This is a genomic window from Flavobacterium sp. TN-1 (assembly GCF_052828645.1).
Genome location: NZ_CM128253.1, coordinates 2,239,657 through 2,259,854 on the forward strand (window position 1 = coordinate 2,239,657; position 20,198 = coordinate 2,259,854).

18 protein-coding genes are annotated in these 20,198 nt (G+C 29.3%); 11 read left to right on the forward strand and 7 right to left on the reverse strand.

Annotated elements, in window-relative coordinates:
• The first annotated feature begins 3 nt into the window (after positions 1-3).
• The 5 genes from ACUXZJ_RS09880 (at position 4) to ACUXZJ_RS09900 (ending at position 8,063) form a co-directional block, all read left to right on the forward strand.
• On the forward strand, positions 4-5,157 hold the full coding sequence (locus ACUXZJ_RS09880) for a S1 family peptidase (protein ID WP_446194856.1): 5,154 nt from the start codon (positions 4-6) through the stop codon (positions 5,155-5,157).
• Between the two features lie 70 nt (positions 5,158-5,227).
• Complete coding sequence (locus tag ACUXZJ_RS09885) at positions 5,228-5,407, forward strand: hypothetical protein (protein ID WP_446194858.1); 180 nt, start codon at positions 5,228-5,230, stop codon at positions 5,405-5,407.
• Between the two features lie 13 nt (positions 5,408-5,420).
• A complete protein-coding gene (locus ACUXZJ_RS09890; RefSeq protein ID WP_145915603.1) occupies positions 5,421-5,663 on the forward strand; it encodes a hypothetical protein in 243 nt (80 codons plus the stop codon).
• Between the two features lie 160 nt (positions 5,664-5,823).
• On the forward strand, positions 5,824-6,786 hold the full coding sequence (locus tag ACUXZJ_RS09895) for a Fic family protein (RefSeq protein ID WP_201030576.1): 963 nt from the start codon (positions 5,824-5,826) through the stop codon (positions 6,784-6,786).
• A 404-nt stretch (positions 6,787-7,190) separates the two neighbouring features.
• A complete protein-coding gene (locus tag ACUXZJ_RS09900) occupies positions 7,191-8,063 on the forward strand; it encodes an Rpn family recombination-promoting nuclease/putative transposase (protein WP_063744005.1) in 873 nt (290 codons plus the stop codon).
• Between the two features lie 434 nt (positions 8,064-8,497).
• Here the strand turns inward: ACUXZJ_RS09900 and ACUXZJ_RS09905 are convergent, their stop codons facing one another.
• Positions 8,498-9,484 (reverse strand): endo alpha-1,4 polygalactosaminidase, encoded by a 987-nt coding sequence (locus tag ACUXZJ_RS09905; protein ID WP_060381967.1) that lies wholly within the window; start codon positions 9,482-9,484, stop codon positions 8,498-8,500.
• Positions 9,485-10,131: 647 nt separating this feature from the next.
• On the opposite strand from ACUXZJ_RS09905, the gene ACUXZJ_RS09910 reads away from it, so the two are divergent.
• Genes ACUXZJ_RS09910 through ACUXZJ_RS09920 form a run of 3 tightly spaced genes read left to right on the forward strand, consistent with a single transcriptional unit; the run spans position 10,132 to position 11,816 of the window.
• Positions 10,132-10,704: a TetR/AcrR family transcriptional regulator gene (locus tag ACUXZJ_RS09910; RefSeq protein WP_063744004.1), complete on the forward strand. Its 573-nt coding sequence runs from the start codon at positions 10,132-10,134 to the stop codon at positions 10,702-10,704.
• A 56-nt stretch (positions 10,705-10,760) separates the two neighbouring features.
• The gene (locus tag ACUXZJ_RS09915; protein WP_446194860.1) at positions 10,761-11,393 is read left to right on the forward strand and encodes an NAD(P)H-dependent oxidoreductase; all 633 of its coding nucleotides are present in this window, start codon (positions 10,761-10,763) and stop codon (positions 11,391-11,393) included.
• Between the two features lie 6 nt (positions 11,394-11,399).
• Positions 11,400-11,816: an organic hydroperoxide resistance protein gene (locus ACUXZJ_RS09920; protein WP_063744002.1), complete on the forward strand. Its 417-nt coding sequence runs from the start codon at positions 11,400-11,402 to the stop codon at positions 11,814-11,816.
• A 723-nt stretch (positions 11,817-12,539) separates the two neighbouring features.
• On the opposite strand, the gene ACUXZJ_RS09925 is transcribed toward ACUXZJ_RS09920, so the two are convergent.
• The 4 genes from ACUXZJ_RS09925 to ACUXZJ_RS09940 form a co-directional block, all read right to left on the reverse strand.
• Positions 12,540-13,400 carry a hypothetical protein gene (locus tag ACUXZJ_RS09925; protein ID WP_063744001.1) on the reverse strand — a complete coding sequence of 287 codons (861 nt, stop codon included), beginning with the start codon at positions 13,398-13,400 and terminating at the stop codon, positions 12,540-12,542.
• A 318-nt stretch (positions 13,401-13,718) separates the two neighbouring features.
• Positions 13,719-14,174 carry an ankyrin repeat domain-containing protein gene (locus ACUXZJ_RS09930; RefSeq protein WP_063744000.1) on the reverse strand — a complete coding sequence of 152 codons (456 nt, stop codon included), beginning with the start codon at positions 14,172-14,174 and terminating at the stop codon, positions 13,719-13,721.
• An 85-nt stretch (positions 14,175-14,259) separates the two neighbouring features.
• Positions 14,260-15,753 carry a catalase gene (locus ACUXZJ_RS09935; RefSeq protein WP_060381973.1) on the reverse strand — a complete coding sequence of 498 codons (1,494 nt, stop codon included), beginning with the start codon at positions 15,751-15,753 and terminating at the stop codon, positions 14,260-14,262.
• A 14-nt stretch (positions 15,754-15,767) separates the two neighbouring features.
• On the reverse strand, positions 15,768-17,237 hold the full coding sequence (locus ACUXZJ_RS09940; RefSeq protein ID WP_063743999.1) for a catalase: 1,470 nt from the start codon (positions 17,235-17,237) through the stop codon (positions 15,768-15,770).
• Positions 17,238-17,612: 375 nt separating this feature from the next.
• Between ACUXZJ_RS09940 and ACUXZJ_RS09945 the strand changes: the two genes are divergently transcribed.
• The 3 genes from ACUXZJ_RS09945 (at position 17,613) to ACUXZJ_RS09955 (ending at position 18,912) form a co-directional block, all read left to right on the forward strand.
• The gene (locus tag ACUXZJ_RS09945; protein WP_063743998.1) at positions 17,613-18,248 is read left to right on the forward strand and encodes a peroxiredoxin; all 636 of its coding nucleotides are present in this window, start codon (positions 17,613-17,615) and stop codon (positions 18,246-18,248) included.
• Between the two features lie 85 nt (positions 18,249-18,333).
• The gene (locus ACUXZJ_RS09950) at positions 18,334-18,642 is read left to right on the forward strand and encodes a thioredoxin family protein (RefSeq protein WP_014164670.1); all 309 of its coding nucleotides are present in this window, start codon (positions 18,334-18,336) and stop codon (positions 18,640-18,642) included.
• Between the two features lie 12 nt (positions 18,643-18,654).
• Entirely contained in the window at positions 18,655-18,912 is a 258-nt protein-coding gene (locus ACUXZJ_RS09955) for a DUF6952 family protein (protein WP_060381976.1), read from the forward strand.
• Between the two features lie 41 nt (positions 18,913-18,953).
• On the opposite strand, the gene ACUXZJ_RS09960 is transcribed toward ACUXZJ_RS09955, so the two are convergent.
• Complete coding sequence (locus ACUXZJ_RS09960) at positions 18,954-19,583, reverse strand: arsenate-mycothiol transferase ArsC (protein ID WP_060381977.1); 630 nt, start codon at positions 19,581-19,583, stop codon at positions 18,954-18,956.
• Complete coding sequence (locus tag ACUXZJ_RS09965; RefSeq protein ID WP_060381978.1) at positions 19,564-20,196, reverse strand: class I SAM-dependent methyltransferase; 633 nt, start codon at positions 20,194-20,196, stop codon at positions 19,564-19,566. Before ACUXZJ_RS09965 ends, ACUXZJ_RS09960 begins: the two co-directional genes overlap by 20 nt.
• Between the last annotated feature and the right edge of the window lie 2 nt (positions 20,197-20,198).

Genomic DNA, 20,198 nt, shown 5'->3' on the forward strand with positions numbered 1-20,198 from the left:
GAAATGAATAGAATCATAAACCCTCAACAGATACAACTTTCAACAGTAAAAATCATTTACAAGAATGAGCAAGGAACTGGCTTTTTCATTACCAAAAATTTAATATTAACTGCTTATCATATAATTTTAGATGAAGTTATTATTGATGATTCTATACAAATAGTACTAAATGATGGTTCTATTCAAAAATGTCAAGTACATTCAATTGATGAAGATAACGATATTTGTTTATTAAGTTCTCAATTTGAAAATCATGACTATCTACCATTATTTCAATCATCCATCAGAATAAATGAAAATTGGGAAACTTACGGTTTTCCATACCAAGGAGAGCAAGAAGGATTAAGATTGTATGGGGCTATTAATCAGCTAATCGATAATGAAAAATATGATTTTACATTGAGTTGTAATGAAATAGATGCAAATTATAATTATGAAGGTCTTTCAGGCTCAGCTGTAGTATCAGATGGAAAAGTTATAGGCGTTGTTTTAAAACAATTGGACGATAAAATTGGAGCAGTTTCTTTAAATAAGATAATCGATTTGTTAAAAAATGAAAATGTTTTTGTTCAAACAGAAGAATCAATAAATGAAATTCCAAAACAATTTGGAGAGGATATAAAGAATATTGTTTCAAATTATAATGTGTTAAATCTACTAGATGAAAGTATTAAAGAAACTGGTAATTGGATATTATTAGAGGGAAATCCAGGAACAGGAAAAACTTTAAATGTTGCTTCGTACGTTTCTGAAGAGTGTTTGATTTTAGGTAAATATTTTACAAAAGTACCAAATGATGACAAGCCAAAAAGTCTAAGGGTTTCAAAAGAATATTTTTTAAATTGGTTAGAAGAAACAATTTCAATAACCATAACAGGAAATATAGCACCAAGAAGCAATGAAACCTTCAATAAACGTGTTGAAGTACTAAGCTATCAGTTAATAGAATTAGGACATTATCTTGAAAGTATTGATAAAGTTGGAGTGTTTTTTATTGATGGATTAGATGAAATAAATAATTTGGAAGATTTCTTGGGTATTATACCTTTCAATATTCCAATTAATATCAAAGTAATACTTTCATGTACTTCAAAGGAAATTCTGCCCAGTGAAATTAAAAACAATCTTAATAAAAATCAGAGTGTTTTAGTTAGTCCGCTTGACACTAGCCAATGTGAATTTTATATTCAGCGAAATCTTGATGACAAAATTGACTTTGAAAGCATTCAAAAAATTGCTTTAAAATCAGAAGGTCATCCCTTATATTTAAATTATTTGATAGATTTCATAAAATTATCTGATATCAGCGATGATACAGATGAATTAAATCAATGGATTGAAAATATACCTGCAATCAGTGGGGATATTATAAACTATTATAATACAATTTGGGATAAAATTTATGACGATAAAAATAAGTTGTGGATTTGTTTAATCCTATCTCAACTAAGACAAGCTGTTGAAAAAACTGAGTTTTTGGAAATGCTTTCACCAGAAATAAAAAGTAATTTTTATTCAGTTTTCCCTAAGATAAGTTACCTTATAAAAGACGATGAGTTTCTTGAAATCTATCATAACTCGTTTAAAGAATTCATTTTAAACAAAATTCCTTTATTGATAAAAGATGGAAATGACTTGATTGTAAAATTCTGCGAAGACCATCCAAATGACAGATATTCTATAACTAATAATCTTTACCATTATTCATTATCAAATAATCCTGAAAAAGCAATTATCAATTGTAATCAAGATTGGGCAGATAAACTAACTATCAATCATATTGAACCAGACTTGATAATTTATGATATTAAAAGTATCATTCAATTATCCATTGAGCTAGAAAAAACAACAGAGGTAATTAGACTACTATTGTTGCTTCAAAGAATTGATTTCAGGTATAATAGTGTTTTTGTAGAATATGCTCATCAAATTGCTTTATCATTAATTGCTAACGGAAAATTTCGTGATGCTTTAAAATATATAGTACGAAGCAATGAGTTATTAATTAGTAATGATGACGCATTATTGTTTTTACAATTATTTTATGAAAAAGAAGCATTTGGAGAAGCACAAACCTTATTGAGAGCAGTTGATTCTCGTCATCGAAGAACTTTAGAAACACAAATCAAATCTGGAAAAGGAATTAATCCAGCACTCTTTATATACAAATCTCAATTTCTAACACTTTCTGTATTTGAAAATTTTAAAGATGGTTTCTTGAAATTTATGAACTATCAAAGGTACTTATCGAAGTTGAAAAACGGAAATGAAGAAATGGATAGTTTAATTGATGAAGTTAGAGAGGTTTGTGCTGGTTGGAATAATGCCTATCTTCTTAGAATTTCAAATAAATATTTAAGCGTTGAAAAAATTTCCGAGGAAAATGGACTTCAATTAGATGAAAAGTGGCTTCCAATTCTAACTAAGACTAGATACTTCTATTCTAAGATTTTAAAAGCATACAATACTAATTACTTTGAAAAAAATGAAAGTGAAGAACTCTTAATCAAGGATATAGAACTTATTATCGAGAAGTATGGATTTGAAAAAGATATACAAAATATAGTTTTTTTAATTAATTCAATATTTAAAGACTCGACTAGACCAGACTTATTAGTAAAAGTATGTGAGGAGTTTTTAAAATTAGAATTTGAAACCTCAATCAGAAACATTAATGGTGTTGACTTTGAATATTTAAACTATGAGAATTTATGTTTAAAACAGAACTGTTTAGGTTTTTTAGATAGTGCTGACAGTCTAAAAGTCTCTCATAAATTTTGGTACCACAGCAGTTGGGAAAATGATTTAATCAAGTTAATTGAAGAAATTCATTTTTTAGAAGGGAAAGCATACAATTATAAATCGTCTAATCAGCTAACTGAAAAATCAACTTTTATTAAAACAAAACTTGAAGAAATAATTAAAAGTATAGATTTTACTTTTGACTACAGGAGCCATTGGGAAAGATCTTATCAATTACCAGAACAGGTTTTTCCATCGATATACTCAAGATTAATTAATTTATGTTATGAGTTTGACAATGAGAGACTAGAAATATTTTTAGAATCTTTAAGAATTAAATCTACTAATCAGTTAGGGTTGTATAGTGAAGGTTACCGTAAGACTTTGCATGAAATTATTAAATCGTTAATATTAATTGAATATGATAAAACAAAGATATTACTATTTGCAGAGTTATGGGAAGAACATATTCTAAGTGGTGTTCAAAATAGATGGGAAAGAACAGATGAACTATTAAAAATAAATGAAATATATGGGATATTAGGATTTGGAGAAAAGTCAGATGTTATTTTTCAAGAAATGTTAAATACTTCTATGGGACCAAGTTGGTATAAGGAATCTCAACTTACTCCTATCAATACAACCTTAAGAATATTAAAATCCGAACCAAGTAATAATATTATCCAAAATTTTGCATCTCTTTTAGATTATGCTTCTGGCGAAATGACTTTTCAGAGATATGTCAAAAACAACAAAGAAAGTTTTATTAGCTCTTTAATGATTAATGATAGGCTAAACGAAGCATTAGAATACTATAAATTTGAAGTTTTACCCAATCCAAAAATATTGATAAGAAATGCGGAGATAAGCAATTTTGATGCTCCAAGAATTGGAGATGGATATTCTTTAGGAGCACGAAACATTACTGAACAAAATGGCATTTTAAATGTGTTAGAGAATGAAAATATAAATCCCTATTTTAAGTGGGCTTTATGTGAAATTTTCACGGTAAATGATGATATATTTAGATACATAAGAGATTATGCAGAGGAGATTGCAAATGCTTTAAATGAGATTGAAAATTTTAATGATGGTAATATTGATTCAGTTTGCAAAAGTATATCTGTTTTAGTGGCTTCCCCTTTTATAGAAAATGATGACAGAAGAAGTTTGCTTATTGAAATGGGAAAATCTTTAACCGTATCGAATGTAAAAAGGGTTCAGGAATTTTTATTAGAACACAATATAAATTGGGGGCCAAATGAAGATATTGAAAATAAAGATTCATTAAATACAGGCATCACTAAAGAGAAAGATGTATTTGATTTATTTAACGATTCAGTTAAGAAAAACGGTTTAACGAATAAGGGAGACTTTTTAAAAGAAGGATTAGGAATTTTTGAAAAAGAAAGAAAAAGTATTTGGTTTAATAATTGGTCAACTGCTACGGATAAAGCTAAAGACAATATTAAATTACTTCTAGAAAATGACAAATCGGTAATGAATAACTTGAAAGAAAATATTCTAAAATTTGATGATGAATATTGGGTTATATGTAAAGAATTAATTTGGTTTTTAGAAGGAAAATTAGATTGCTCTCAGATTTCAGAAATATACGAAAGTGTAAATAATCATTTTCATTATATAGTTAGACCTAATGATGAAGTAAAACAAAAATATTCATGGTTAAACAATGATTTTGACAATCAAAACACGAATGATTTAATAGTCAACTTTATTATTTGGCATTTAAATCATCCTGATAATTACATAAAAGACAAAACGTCTGAAGTTTTGAAAAAATTGGCAATGTATAATTCATCTATAATAAAGAATTTAATACATACTTGTGCATCTAACAAACCTGAGCATTCTACCGAAATGTGTAGTGAAATTTTGAAAGAAATTGGAAATAACACCCCTAATTTAATTATTGATTTTTTAAGTCAAAATCCTGAATTAATTGACGAGATTTCTGAAATTAATCATTTTACTATAAAGAAAAATTTATTTAATCTAGCTGTTGTTTTAAATGAAAAAGGATTTGATAGCTTACTTTTAAAAATTCAAGGTTCTATTCCTAAACATATAGCTGCATCAGGAGAAGTCTACTTAGAGGAAGATTTTTTAAACTTAATTCAATACGAAATAGATGAATTAAACGAAGAGTCAATACTAGATGAAAAATTTTGTAAAAAGTTAATTGTACTAATTGATGAATATTGTGATCCTCTACAAAAATTAGAGGTAGTTAAATCTGATAAATATTTAGCAAGGAGTTTTTATAATGAGCAAGATTTTACTGGAAGATATTATTATATTTTGAGACATGCGCTTAATAACGCAATATCACATAGAGTTGATGAAAATAATATTGAGTTAATAGATGAAATAATTAATGATCGTTATGTTTGAGAGTAGAAAGAGCGGTCGAGATTCTAGAGTTGGTTTCGAAAGAGAAATTAATATTTTGGGAGAAAATATTATGAACGGGAGAATTTTTTTTTCAGAAGAGACAAGAAAAAGTACAAAAGACTTATCAAAAGTTAGATACTCTTCTAATAAGAGAGTAAATTTAGATACAATATCTGAAATGGTTAGAACAATGGCTATGAGTGTAAATTTTAATACAGATGAATTTATTCCAAAAGGAAAAGATGAGTAAAAATAAATATGGCATGCCTCCACCTAGAACGAGATATGAAATGGAACACAATTTATACCTAGTAATTGAGGATTTTACAGCTAGAATTAATTCAGGAGATGATGATGCAATAAAAAATGCTATGTGGGCAACTTATAGGCATTTAAAAGATGTAAAGAAAACACCTAATGGCAGAATAAATATGATAACTTATAATGAAATGATTAGAAATCAAGCTAACATGCTTGAATGGATGAAAAATATAAATGATAAATAAATATTTAAGATCATTTAATAACTTCAATAATCCACTTGATATAATGAAAATTTAATCTTACAAATAAATATATGTCCAACTAACAATAAATAAAAAAGAATTAGTTAGTTGTTTATTAATCAATTTCCTCCTACCTTTGATACTATCAAATGATACTATCATGTATAAGCCGCCTTATCAAATTACAAATGAAATTTTAAAATTAATTACTACCATTTCAGAACGAATTGGAGAAATTAATGCAACCCATTTATATAAGCCTGCAACAGAGTTAAGAAAAAGGAACCGCATAAAAACTATTCAGTCTTCTTTAGAAATAGAGGGCAATACCCTCACAGAAGAACAAATAACAGCCCTATTAGAAAACAAAAGAGTTTTAGCACCTCAAAAGGACATTTTAGAAGTACAAAATGCTATAAAAGTATACGACCAACTCAGAACATTTAATCCATTAAAATTAAAAGACCTAGAAAAAGCACATCAAATATTAATGGAAGGCTTGATTGAACAAGCTGGTAAATTAAGAACAACTAATGTTGGGATTGTAAAAGGTTCTAAAGTCGAGCATATTGCTCCAAGTGGAAATATGGTTAATGGACTGATGAAGGATTTGTTTGAATACCTCAACAAAGATGCCGACTTGATTTTAATTAAAAGTTGTGTGTTTCACTATGAATTTGAATTTATACATCCGTTTATTGATGGTAATGGAAGAATGGGAAGATTATGGCAAACATTGTTACTAATGCAACAATATCCCGTTTTTGAGTATTTACCAGTTGAAGCCTTAATTAAAGACAACCAAACAGAATATTATGCTGTTTTATCCAAATCAGATAAAATAGGAAGCTCTACACCGTTTATTGAGTTCATGCTAAACATTATACTACAAGCATTAGAAAACCTCCTTAAAACGCAAAATAATAGCCTAACAACTGTAGACAGAATTAACCTCTTTAAAGAAATAATAAAATCTAATTCGTTTAGTAGAAAAGATTATCTGTTACACTTCAAAGAAATTAGTGAAGCTACAGCCAGCAGAGACTTGAAATGGGGTTTTGAAAATGATATTTTAATTAAATCAGGAGATAAAAGGCTTACAACTTATAGCTACACTTCTTGATTTTAGTTTACTTTATTTTGCTTTAAATTTTATTATTTTGCTACGTTTTTAAAACTAAAAACTTATTAACCCTTATAAATAAACACTTTTAAATTTCTGTATCGGGAAATAAATTAACTTGACAAAATAAACTTACCTATATTTATTATAACCTAATCTATTAATTATTTTGAATATACTATAAAAGAAGTATTTACACAATACCACTCATAACTTACTGATCAAATTAACAAAACAGAGACGGAAATATTTATCTATCAAAATGATGTAACAAATAAGTAGAAATTAGTTAAGAAAAAGGTTAAAAAAAAATTCAGTTGATTGTGAGGATAAAGCATTTGATTTATCGATTTAACATCAAAGATTATTTTTTGTAAATTTGACAAAGAAAACAAGTTGAGAACATGAAGGCAAAATACATCAATCCCTTTACGGATTTTGGGTTTAAGAAGATATTTGGGGAAGAAGCCAGTAAAAACCTACTTATCGACTTCCTCAATGCCTTGTTGCCAGAATATGACCAGATCAAAGAACTTTCTTTTAAAAACACCGAGCAACTCGGGCAGAGTGACCTCGACAGAAAAGCCATCTACGACATCTATTGCGAAAACGAAAAAGGCGAAAAATTCATCGTAGAACTCCAAAAAGCCAAGCAAAACTACTTCAAAGAAAGAACCATCTATTACTCCACATTTCCCATTAGAGAACAAGCCGAAAAAGGCGAATGGAACTATAATTTGAAAGCGGTTTATTGCGTAGGTGTTTTAGATTTCACCTTCGACGATTACGAAACAGAACCCGAAAGAAGCGAAGTAGTACATACCATCAAACTAAAAAACCAAAACGGAAAAGTATTTTACGATAAACTGACCTATATCTACTTAGAAATGCCCAATTTTAACAAACAGGAAATCGACTTAAACTCCCGTTTAGACAAATGGTTATATTTCATCAAAAACTTGGAAGATTTTCAAAATATTCCCACAATTTTCAAAGACGAAGTATTTACCCAAGCCTTTGAAAAAGCAGAATTGGCAAATTTCGGGCAATTAGATTTAGACAAATACGAGAGCAGCCTTAAAGTTTACCGAGATCTAAAAGGCGTTATCGACACTGCTTTCGACGATGGAAAGATGGAAGGATTAATTGAAGGAGAAATAAAAGGAGAAATAAAAGGAAAGATTGAAACGGCTAAATCCTTAAAAAGATTAGGTGTTTCAGTAGAAATAATTACGCAGGCAACAGGTTTAACCAAAGAAGAAATCAGCAAATTATAATAAGGTACTACCGCCAACAGCTAAGGTTTCGTTGCGTGTAGAGCAGGAACAATAAATTGTAATCACTAAACTAGAACAAAGGATTGAGTATATAATTAATACAGTTTGCCATTTCTGTGTAAGGAGGATTCTGATAGTCAACATTATGTGATTTCTCCCTTTGGTCGAAATGACAAGATTGTGAACTTTTTGGGTAGTCTCAGGGTTTAAAAAATAGTATTATGAGGAAATTTCAAAGTTTAGATGGTATAAAAACCAAAATAAAATAACTATTACACTTCAAAAAAAGAGGCGTAAATGCCTCTTGTATATTCTTAAATTTTCACTTCGGTATTCCCATAGTGCATGGAATCTCAACGGTTTCGTTCAACAGAGGTTTCATTGTTCGTGCTCTGTACGCAACGAAACCTTAGCTGTTAGCGGAAGTAATTTTTTTAATTAGTATAATAGTCAAAAGCATCAATTATGTCTAAATAGACTCCGTCAAAGTTAGCATCTAGTATTTTTTTTAGATAAGAATTATTGTTTCCATAAATAATGCTTTGCCATTTTTCATCCCAATATTTTACTTTAAAGTTACCTTTCCAATCAGGATTTTCTTCATCTAACCAGGAAGGTTTGTTGGCAAACCAATTGGTTTGCCAGTAATAACGATAACTTTCGGCTTCTCCAATTGACATATATGAGATAACGAGTCTTCGTCCTCCGTTTTCTTTGTTTTTAAGTTGATTTATTTCGGTAGAGGTAAAAGGGACTCCTTTAAAAAATAGATCCATTATTATTAAATCATAGTTTGTTTTATTTACGGCTGCAATAAAATCAGTTTTAGATTTGTATTGAGTAGGGTTTATGATATATAAGAAATTTTTGATGTTATTGATGTTGTTAATATTTGTGTCATTTTCTTGATTTATAGGATTGGGTAGGGGGGGGATGGAGTTTAATCCTATTTCGGTTGTGGCAAAAGAGGTGTAATTGTTGTTATTGTTTTGTAAATAAGAATCAGAAATATCAGTATTGTTTGAACAAAAATCAATCACTAGAATTTTATTTCCTGAATTTTTAGATATATTAAGTAATTTTTTTAAATATTCTGTTCGATTGCTAGGAGTTGCTTGATTGTCATTTTCAGAGCTATAAAACAGGTCTTCTTGTCCATTAGCATCAATAGCATCAAGGTAAGAATCGTGAGGATTTCCTAAATCATTTCCAGTTGTTGAAACTAATTCGATACCGTTCTGAGGAATTATATAAAAATCAGAATTAATTGCTTTAGAGTATTTGCTGATACCGATTACAAATTCTCTCATTTTTTGTTTAAAGTCAATTGGTTCTTCAGTCTTTAAACTTGCTATTTCGTTTTCTTTATTACAAGAAAAGAGTGTTGCTATTAGGGTAAGAGTTAAAAGTTTAATTTTCATTTTATTAGTTTGTTTGGTAAGAAGGTTTAACTATGATTTAAAAAGTTATGTTTTTATATTTCGTATATAAAATTAGTATTGAAATAAAGATATTATTTTAACGATAAATGTTTCTATTTAGTATTTATATGATTAAATGTTGAATAGATATGATTTTAATTATGTTTAATAAAAATAATTGATTTTAGAGGGTATTCCTAAAAATAATAAGGAATGAGTTGTGTATTGTGTAAGGATATAAGGGTTTTGTGATTTTTTTTCATTAGATATTCTTTTGTTGATTCATGAAGCCAAGGTATAAAAATGATTTAATTAATAATTACGGAAAATCCGTACAAAAATATAAGATTTTAAAGTGATAAGACTTTTTTATTTAAATAGTGTAAAGATGATTTTGTACAGATAAAATGATTTTAGGTCTGGTAAAAGTGTGCTTTTTTTGTTTTTAATGAATAAGGAGGGATTTGAAGGAAGAGATTTTTAGTGTTTTGTTTTTATTAGAGAGGTTTGTAGTAAGTCAGTATTTGATAGAATGATATAGGGGAGGATAGAAAAATAAAAAAGTATTTCTTTTTTTAAAAAAAGAATAAAAAAAACGAACGTTCATTCTTTTTATGTATATTTGTCATCACAAAAGAGTAGTAGAGATGAGAGCTGAATTAAAAGATAAAGAGAAGGCTATATTAGAGGCAACTTTAGAATTAGTAAATAATAATGGTTTTCATGCTTCTTCAGTGTCAAAAATTGCACAAAAAGCAAATGTAGCACCAGCTACTATTTATATTTATTTTGAAAATAAGCAAGATCTTATAAATAAGCTTTATCTCCATTTAAAAGAGGAGATTAGCCATTGTATTTTTGCAGATTACGAGGAAGGAATGTCGGTAGAAGAGGGGTTTAGAGTAATCTGGAATGGTATAGCTAATTATAAACGTACTCATATTAAAGAAGCTCTTTTTCAATCGTTGTGTGATATTACGCCTATGATTAATGAGGAAACACGTAGTAAGGGGATTTCGTATTTGCAAAAGTTTATGGATTTATGTAAACGAGGGCAAGAAGAAGGAATCATTAAAGATTGTTCTCTTTATTTGATCTATGGATTTGCTATAAATCCGCTTTCCTTTTTGGTTGCAAAACAGCAAACGGGCGAACTTTTTTTTGATGAAGAAGTGTTAGAAAACGCATATAATATGGCTTGGTATAGTATTAAGAAGTAATAGATACTTACAAAAATAGAATAATAAAAATAATAGATTACATTAAAATAAATAAAATGGATTTTTTAGAATTATTGAATAATCGTTATGCTTGTAAAGCAATGACGGGAGAAACGATTCCAAACGAAAAGATAGAAAACATTTTGGAGGCTATTAGATTGACTCCAACTTCTAGTGGATTACAACCTTTTGAAGTTTTTGTAATTACAAATCCAGATGTTAAAGCAGAAATTAGGAAAATAGCATGGAATCAGTCGCAGGTTACTGATTGCTTTCATTTGTTAGTTTTTGCGGCTTGGGATAATTATACAACAGAAAGGATCAATCACATGTTTGATTTGACTAATGAAATAAGAGGAATTAAAAATGAAGGATGGGAAGCGTATCGCCAAAAACTTTTATCATTTTATCCAGACCAAGACCCAGAAGAAAACTATAATCATGCTGCAAAACAGACTTATATAGCTCTTATGTCAGCTATGACACAGGCTGAGTATGAGGGGATAGATAGTACGCCTATGGAGGGTTTTGATCGTGATGAGTTAGATAAGATACTTGATTTAAGAGTGAAGAATTTAAGAAGGACATTAATTCTTCCTTTGGGATACAAGAATGTGCCTAATGATTGGTTAGTAAATCTTAAAAAGGTACGAAAACCTATGAATGAATTAGTAACGTTAATAGATTAATAAAAAATGAAAACATTATATTCTACAAAAGTAACTGCAACAGGAGGAAGAGAAGGTAGTGTAAAATCTGAAGACGGTGTTTTAGATTTTAAAGTAGAAATTCCAAAAGAATTAGGAGGAAAAGGAGGTGCTTTTACAAATCCAGAACAATTATTTGCGGCAGGTTATGCGGCGTGTTTTGATAGTGCGTTAAATTTAGTTGCTCGTAATTTAAAAATTAAATTAGGAAGCACTAGTATAACAGCTGAAGTAGGCATTGGTGCTAATGAAAATGGGGGTTTTGATTTAAGCGTAAATTTAGTTGCTCAAATAGAAGGAGTAGAAAGAGAAGTGGCTGAAGATTTATTAGCTAAAACACACCAAATCTGTCCTTATTCTAATGCAACTAGAGGTAATATTCAAGTAGAAATATCATTAAAATAAATAATTTTGAGTAATTGTGGTTTTTAATTAGATTTTAATATTTGTTAGTAAAGAGATCATTGGTTTGATAGGTATTGTAGCAAAAGATATTTTCTAATGAATAGAATATAAAATTTAAAATAATTAGAAATCTATATTATACGCCCTAAAGGTAATCGTCTATATTTATGTAGAGGTCATGCTTTTAGGGCATTTTTTTTGATTAAAGTTTCTTAAAATGTTAGGATTATACCATTTAAACTTAAAAAATATTGGATTAAAAAGTAAAATTCTCGATATGTTTTTTTCGTTTTAAAATAACTCGAACAAAGGGGTGAGTATATAATTGAAATCATCGTTAGTTCGAGCGCGAAGCGCATCGAAAATCAACACTAATTTTTATTGCTTTTGTAGGATAGTGTCTAAATCAACATACAGTTTGTCACTCCTACGTAAGGAGGAGTTTCATAATCAACATTATGTGTTCTCCCTTTGGGAGATGAAAAGATTGCGAACTTTTTGGATAGTCTCAAGGTTAAAAAAATAGTATTATGAGGGAATTTCAAAGTTTAAATGGTATTACTGTAAAGTCTAATGTGTAAGCTGAATTTTAAAAGTAATTTGAGGGGGAGTTGAGGAAAAGGAAATAGTTTTGATGTTTTTCTAGAGAAGAAAAGAAAAACTAGAGGTTGGGTTCTTTGTTTTTTAAACCACCTCTAGTTAAAATTTTATGAAAATAAGGTATTATAATTTATATGTAACACCAAAAGCTATAATGCGTTGTAAGAACCAAAAATGTTGGCTTGCTCTGTCTGATGAATCGTAGGAAGTACGAATATCAGGCATGTTAATATAGCCTCCTTTGAGTTCTCCTTGTACAAAGAAATGTTTTAAAAAGGTTAAATTTAAACCAGCTTTAGCAGCTATACCATAACCTGCTAAATGAAATTCATCGTAGCGTTCTTTATGAAAAAGTTTGGTATTTGTTTTAGGTAATAAAATACCAGCACCAATTCCTTCTGTCAGATTTAGTTGTACTTTATCTGTATTAAGGGTAGGAACGATGTATTTAGTGAGATCATCAACTCGGCTGATTTCTGCATTAACATAATTAAGCCCGTCAGTATGTTCAAATGTTAAAAAATCCTCGGTTAAATTTATTTGATTTGAACTGATAGGTTGACCTAATTCATTTTTATCTTCACCATATAAACCTCTGTTAGGGTAATTACCTGTGTAATTTACGACTTTATTTTGATACATAACATATTTCATGTGGTCTAAGCCTAATGAAATATTGTAATGATCGTTAATAAAATATCCTAATCGGAAATTTGTTTGTGGGATGGTCATTCTAAGCGGATTGATATAATCTATATGCCAACCTTTAGGTTTGTCTTGAGCTGGTACATCATAAATGGTAAAGTTGTAATCATTTCCTTTAAAAGTAATGTCAGAATTACTGAAAGTTTCGCGATTTCCTCCCCAATATACATAGAACTTACCTTTATTATGTGCAGTATAACGTTCTGAAACCGTTTCTTGAGCTAATGAAAAAAGCGAAATCAAAGAACTGAAAACGGATAAATAAATTGTTTTTTTCATTTTAAAATATATGATTCTTTGTGTTAAAAATTATAAACAAAGATAACTTACATTTTTAACGTTTTTTAGATATTTTTAGATTAAATTCTACTAGACAATAAAATTATAAATGCAAATATGTTTTTAAGGATTGTTATTTAATCAATATTCTAAAATTGTTTATGATTCATCTTGTATGTTATTAAATTTATAGAGTTAGTGATATTGGCTACTCAATGTTTTGTGAGTAAAATAATTTATTGAAATGAATTATTTTAAATTAGGAGGGTATGCTTTTTAGACTAATTGATATTAAATTTTGTTAAAAACAGATTGTTTTTATTTGGTGTTTTTTGTAGATAAAAACTTAATTATTTCAGTTCTTCCAAAACGTTGTGCATATTCAAGAGTTCTTTTATTTGTTTCTTCATCGCATTTTTCGTTATTTATTAAATATTTAGCAATATCATCTTCACTAGCCACGATTGCTCCCATTAAAGCAGTATTTCCTCTTTTATCCTTTATACATAAATCGGCTCCTTTAGAAAGTAAAAATTCTACTGCTTTTTTCTGCCCATTGTATGCCGCAATCATTATTGCAGTATAGCCGTTTTCACCTTGATAATTAACACTCACACCCGTTTTAATAAATTCATCTAGTATTTCTATGTTAGATGTTCTTGCTCCATAAAAGAAAGATTTTTCAAGTTCATGTTGCGCATTAGAATTTTGAGCATAGGAAAAGAAAAAAGCGTTTATTAATAAAAGAAGTGTGAAAATTTTTTTGATATACATAATCTTATGTTTTAAAAGAAAGAATGCTATAGATATTAGAACGGTTAAAAACTAATATTATAGCATTCTAACGAGTTAAGGGAATTTATTTATTATAACTATCTTTAGATAAACCTAGAGCATTACCAACTCTTGTTCCGTATTCTTGATCTGCTTTGTATAAAAAGCTAACAATGGTAGCCTGAATGTTTTTATCTTTAACTTTACTTAAATTATTAGTCCAGTTTTTTATTAAGTTATCTTTTTCTTGTTTTGAGTAACCTCGATATAAGATACCTGCTTGATAAAAATCTTTAGAGTCTTTTATTTCTTCACGTACCATATAACCGTCTAAAAGTCTTTTATCATCTGCGTTGAATTCTGTATATGTAGGATTATTATGACTAGGAAAGTAGTTTGTGTCTCCTGTTCTTTCTTCAAAATTCATTGCACCGTCTATATGGTAATTATTTACTTTTACTAAAGGTCTATTAGCAGGTAATAATTGATGATTTTTACCTAATCTGTACATTTGTGCATCAGCATAAGAAAAATTTCTACCTTGAAGCATTTTGTCAGGAGAAAAACCAATTCCAGGTATTACTCTAGAAGGAGCAAAAGCAGCACTTTCTGTATATTGAAAGAAGTTTGCTGGTATACGATCTAAAACTAGTGTACCTACTTTTATTTCTTCAACATTAAACCATTGTTTTGTGTCATCAAAAATATTAAAATCGTATTTGTTAATGTCTTTATTAGGTATTATTTGTACATATAAATCCCATTTAGGAAAATTACCAGCAGCAATGTTATCGTATAAGTCTCGGGTCATGTGACTAAAGTCTTTCCCTTGCACTTGAATTACTTCTTCTGCTGTTAAATTTTTAATTCCTTGTAATGATTTGAAATGAAATTTAACCCAAGAAATGTCTCCTTTGTCATTAATAAATTTAAACGTATTTACGCCAAAACCATCCATTTCTCTATAAGATTTAGGGGTTCCATTATCAGACATTAACCAAGTTAATGTTTGAGTAGCTTCTGGTGTTTTTGAGAAGTAATCAAAAATTCTATTTTCATCCTGAAGATCCGTGATAGGAGATGGTTTGTTAGCGTGTGTGAAATCAGGAAATTTAATAGCGTCTCGTATAAAAAATGTAGGTATATGATTGCCTACTAAATCCCAGTTTCCTTCTTCTGTATAGAATTTTATAGCAAATCCTCTTGGATCTCTTGCTGTTTCAGGAGAACCTTTAGAGTGAATAACGCTTGAGAAACGAACTAAAACAGGAGTTTTTTTATTTACCTCTGTAAAGATTTTAGCTTTAGTAAGATCGCTGATATTTTTAGTTAAAATGAAATAACCTTGAGCGCCAGTTCCTCTTGGGTGCATAACACGTTCAGGAATTCTTTCTCTACTAAAATGTTGTAATTTTTCAATTAAATGCACATCTTCTAGTAAAACTGGACCATTTGGTCCTAGAGTTAAGGACTGTAAGTCACCATTTACAGGTGCTCCAGCACTGGTTGTAAGTGTTTTTTGGGCAAATGCACTCATTGAAATAATAAGTGATGCACAGGTTAAAAATGATTTTCTCATTACTATTTAAATATTTATATTAAATCTAAATCGGTTAAGCTGATGCCTAAAGCTGCGGCAACTCCTTTGCCATAGTTAGGGTCTGCTTTGTAACAATTATGAATATGACGTTCTTGTATAAATCTTTCAGCTCCTCCTACAGAACGTGCTGTGTTTTCAAACAATGTTTGTTGTTGTTCAGGAGTCATGATTCTAAATAGGTTACCTGGTTGTGTGTAGTAATCATTATCATCTTCTCTAAAGTCCCAATGATCAGCAGCTCCTTCCAGAGCTAAAGCAGGTTCTCTATATTCTTTTTGTTCTTGCCATTTTCCATAACTATTAGGTTCATAATGTACTGTTCCTCCGCCGTTACCGTCAATACGCATAGCACCATCTTTATGATGATTATGAAACGGACATCTTGGGGCGTTTACAGGGATTTGATAATGATTAACTCCTAATCTGTAGCGTTGTGTATCTCCGTAAGAAAAGAGTCTACCTTGTAACATTCTATCGGGAGAAAAGCCTATACCAGGAACGATATTTGCTGGGTTAAAGGCAGATTGCTCTACGTCTGCAAAATAGTTTTCAGGATTTTTATTTAATTCTAATACTCCAACATCAATAAGAGGATAATCCCTATGAGGCCAAACTTTTGTTAAATCAAAAGGATTAAAAGGATATGTTTTAGCATCTTCTTCAGGCATTATTTGTACTTTCAGGTGCCATTTTGGATAATTTCCTTCTTTGATGCTGTTGTATAAGTCTCTTTGATGACTTTCTCTATCTTTTCCTATTATTATTTCTGATTCTTGATCCGTTAAACATTCTATTCCTTGAGCTGTTTTAAAATGAAATTTCACCCAAAAACGCTCATTGTGAGCATTTATAAAGCTAAATGTATGGCTACCATAACCATTCATGTGACGGTAACTTTTAGGAATACCACGTTCACTCATAGTCATGGTGATTTGATGTAAAGATTCGGGTAACAATGTCCAATAATCCCAATTATTATTAGCACTTCTAAGATTTGTTCCAGGATCTCTTTTTACCGCTTTGTTTAAATCTGGAAATTTATACGGATCACGAATAAAAAATACAGGAGTATTGTTTCCTACTAAGTCCCAATTGCCTTCTTCAGTGTAGAATTTCACTGCAAAACCACGAATATCTCTTTCTGCATCAGCTGCTCCGCGTTCTCCAGCAACTGTTGAAAACCTTAAAAATAAATCTGTTTGTTTGCCAATTTCAGAAAATATTTTAGCTTTGGTATACTGGGTAATATCATGTGTAACGGTAAACGTTCCAAATGCAGCTGAACCTTTTGCGTGCATACGTCTTTCAGGAATTACTTCCCTATCAAAATGAGCTAGTTTTTCTAAAAACCAAATATCTTGTAAAAGCATTGGTCCTCTTTTGCCAGCAGTTAGGGAATTTTGATTATCAGCTATAGGTCTGCCTGATACTGATGTCATTTTGTTTTCTTTATTATAACTCATTTTCAATCGTTTTATAATTAATTAATAATGAAGAATAAGGTTTAAACTTTATAAATAATACTTTTTATTAAAAGGTGTATAATGCGTTTTTAAAAGTTTATATTAGGTTCACTATACTATTTTAATGGTGTATTGTTGTATTTGTTTAATTTCTTATTTCTTAGGCAAAACTAAAGTGATTTTATTTATTCATTTTTTATTTTTAATAAATATTTCTTATAGTGTTATTGTTTTGTTTTAGTTTGAATAAAGGCTTATTAGAGCTATAAAGAATATTTATGTTTCAATAGAAAATTAATAGGTTAGGAGGGTAAAAAGAGTGTTTTTAATAGCTAAATTTGCATCCAGAAAACAATAATTTAACAATTAAATATTATGGCTTTAGTAGGCAAAAAATTTCCAAATATTACGGTAGATGCAATTTCAGAAATGGGAGACAATTTAAGAATTAATGTTCTTGAAGAAGCAACAAAAAATAATAAGAAAGTTTTATTATTTTGGTATCCAAAAGATTTTACATTTGTTTGCCCAACTGAATTACATGCTTTTCAAGTTGCTTTACCAGAATTTGAAAAAAGAAACACAGTTGTAATAGGAGCTTCTTGTGATACGAATGAAGTGCATTTTGCATGGTTAAATACACCTAAAAATAATGGAGGTATTGAAGGTGTTACATACCCATTATTAGCTGATACTACTCGTAATTTATCTAAAGCATTAGGTATTTTAGATGCAGAAGAGGTATATGATGAAGAATCTGATGATATTTTATTAGATGGTTCAAATGTAACTTTCCGTGCTACTTACTTAATTGATGAAACAGGAAAAATATTCCACGAAAGTGTAAATGATATGCCATTAGGAAGAAATGTAGGTGAATATTTACGTTTAGTAGATGCTTATACACACGTTCAAACGAAAGGAGAAGTTTGTCCTGCAAACTGGGAAGAAGGTAAAGAAGCTATGAATGCAGATAGATTAAGTACAGCTGCTTACTTAAGTCAAAACTAATTTATTCCAAATAATTTTACAATATATCAATGGCAATGTTTTGTCAATAATAAACATTGTCATTGGTATTACAATTTTTAAAAATATGTTACTAGAATTAAACGAAGATATATTACAAAACGTAATTAACGAAAATGAAAAAGTAATTGTACAATTTTCTGCGTCATGGTGTGGTAATTGTAGAATTATGAAGCCAAAGTTTAAAAAATTATCAACTGAAAATGAAGGTCTTACTTTTGTAATTGTAGATGCTGAAAATTCACCAGAATCTAGAAAATTAGCAAATGTTTCTAATTTGCCTACATTTGCAACTTTTGTTAATGGAAAATTAGTAAAAGAAACACAAACTAATAAAGCAGAAGTATTAAGTGAATTAGTTAGTGAAATTCTTTAAGAAAAAGAAATTATGAAATTACCTGTTATAAAACATTTGACTCAGTTTATAGAAGAAAATGACAGTGATTATTTAGTAGAAACAATTGCTGTACTGGAAAATCTTACGGAGTTAGAGTCGTTAAAAGATGAAGAAATAGACGTTATTGGAGAGTTAATTTCTAATCTTTATGGAGCTTTGGAAGTTCAAAAATTAGTTAAAGAAGGAAAAGAAAAAAAGGTAGCGTTAAATGAATTTATGAAACGCGTGTTAGGATCTATTGATAAATAAAGATGAAAGCCAGCAAATGCCGGCTTTTCACGTTATTTGATTTATACGTTTTTTAGTATATATTTTTTAATTTCTGAAAAAATATAATAAAATTCACTTGCAATTTCAATGCTTTTTTCTTCGTACTTTAAATCCATTAGTTCTGTGTTGTCAAATAATTTAGGATCCTCATATCTTATTGTAATTTTTTTATCTGCTCCTATAACAATAGGACATCCCTCATCTGCATTACTACAAGTCATAATAGCCGCAAAATTTGATTTAGGATTAAATGCGTGATCATAAGTTTTTGAAAAACAAATAATCCCAGTCTTGTTTTCATCATATTTTACACTATAAATAGCATTTGCTTCATTACTTAATTGAATGATGGAAAAACCTTGTTTTTTTAGAGTTTCAATTACCTTATGAAAGAAAGTGGTACTTTCTGTTCCTCCAGAATAGCAATAAATATTAGGTATCTCAAAATAAGAAGCTAAAGTTTGAGCCCATATTTGTGAAAGATGACTTCTTCTGGAATTGTGCGTGCAAATAAAATTAAGATTGATGTTTTCTTTCTCTTCTGTTTTTTCTTTTATATATTCAATGAGCGGTTGAAGAATTAATTTTCGGTCGCTAGAAGGTGAAAACGACGCTATTTTTTTAATGTTTTTAGATAGATTTAAAAGCATAAGCGTTTTTTTTAAAAGTACAAAATATAAAATTTTGGATTGTTTCAAAAGGTGTTTTGTGTTCTATGTCACGATTTTCTATAAGTTGAAAATCAGATTCAAAAATTTCTTTTAATCCACTAGCAGTGTATTGTGTGATAGGAAGACCACTGCATTTTAAAGGACCAGATGTTGAGAATGTGCCAAGAATAAGTGTACCGTTTTCTTTTATACTCTCAATGGCTATTTTTTTATAGATATTAATATGAATAGGGTTGGTTAAGAAGTGAAAAGAAGCTCTATCATGCCAAACATCAAATTTTTCTTTGGGCATAAATTGTATGATGTCACTAGTTATAAAATGAACTTTATCAGAATTTGCTTGTAATCTTTTTTGTATTCGTTCAATTGCTTTATTTGAAATGTCTAATAAATATAAATTGGTGTAACCTAGATCTAAAAGAGAATCTATTAGATAACTATCACCACCTCCAACATCTATTATTTTAGCATCTTTTGGAAGATTGAGTTTTTGAATAGATTGAATAGAAGTTTCAGGTTTTTTTTCGTACCAACTAACTTCGTTTTCTTTTTTTGTGGAAAAAACATTTTCCCAGTGTGCTTTCTTATTCATAA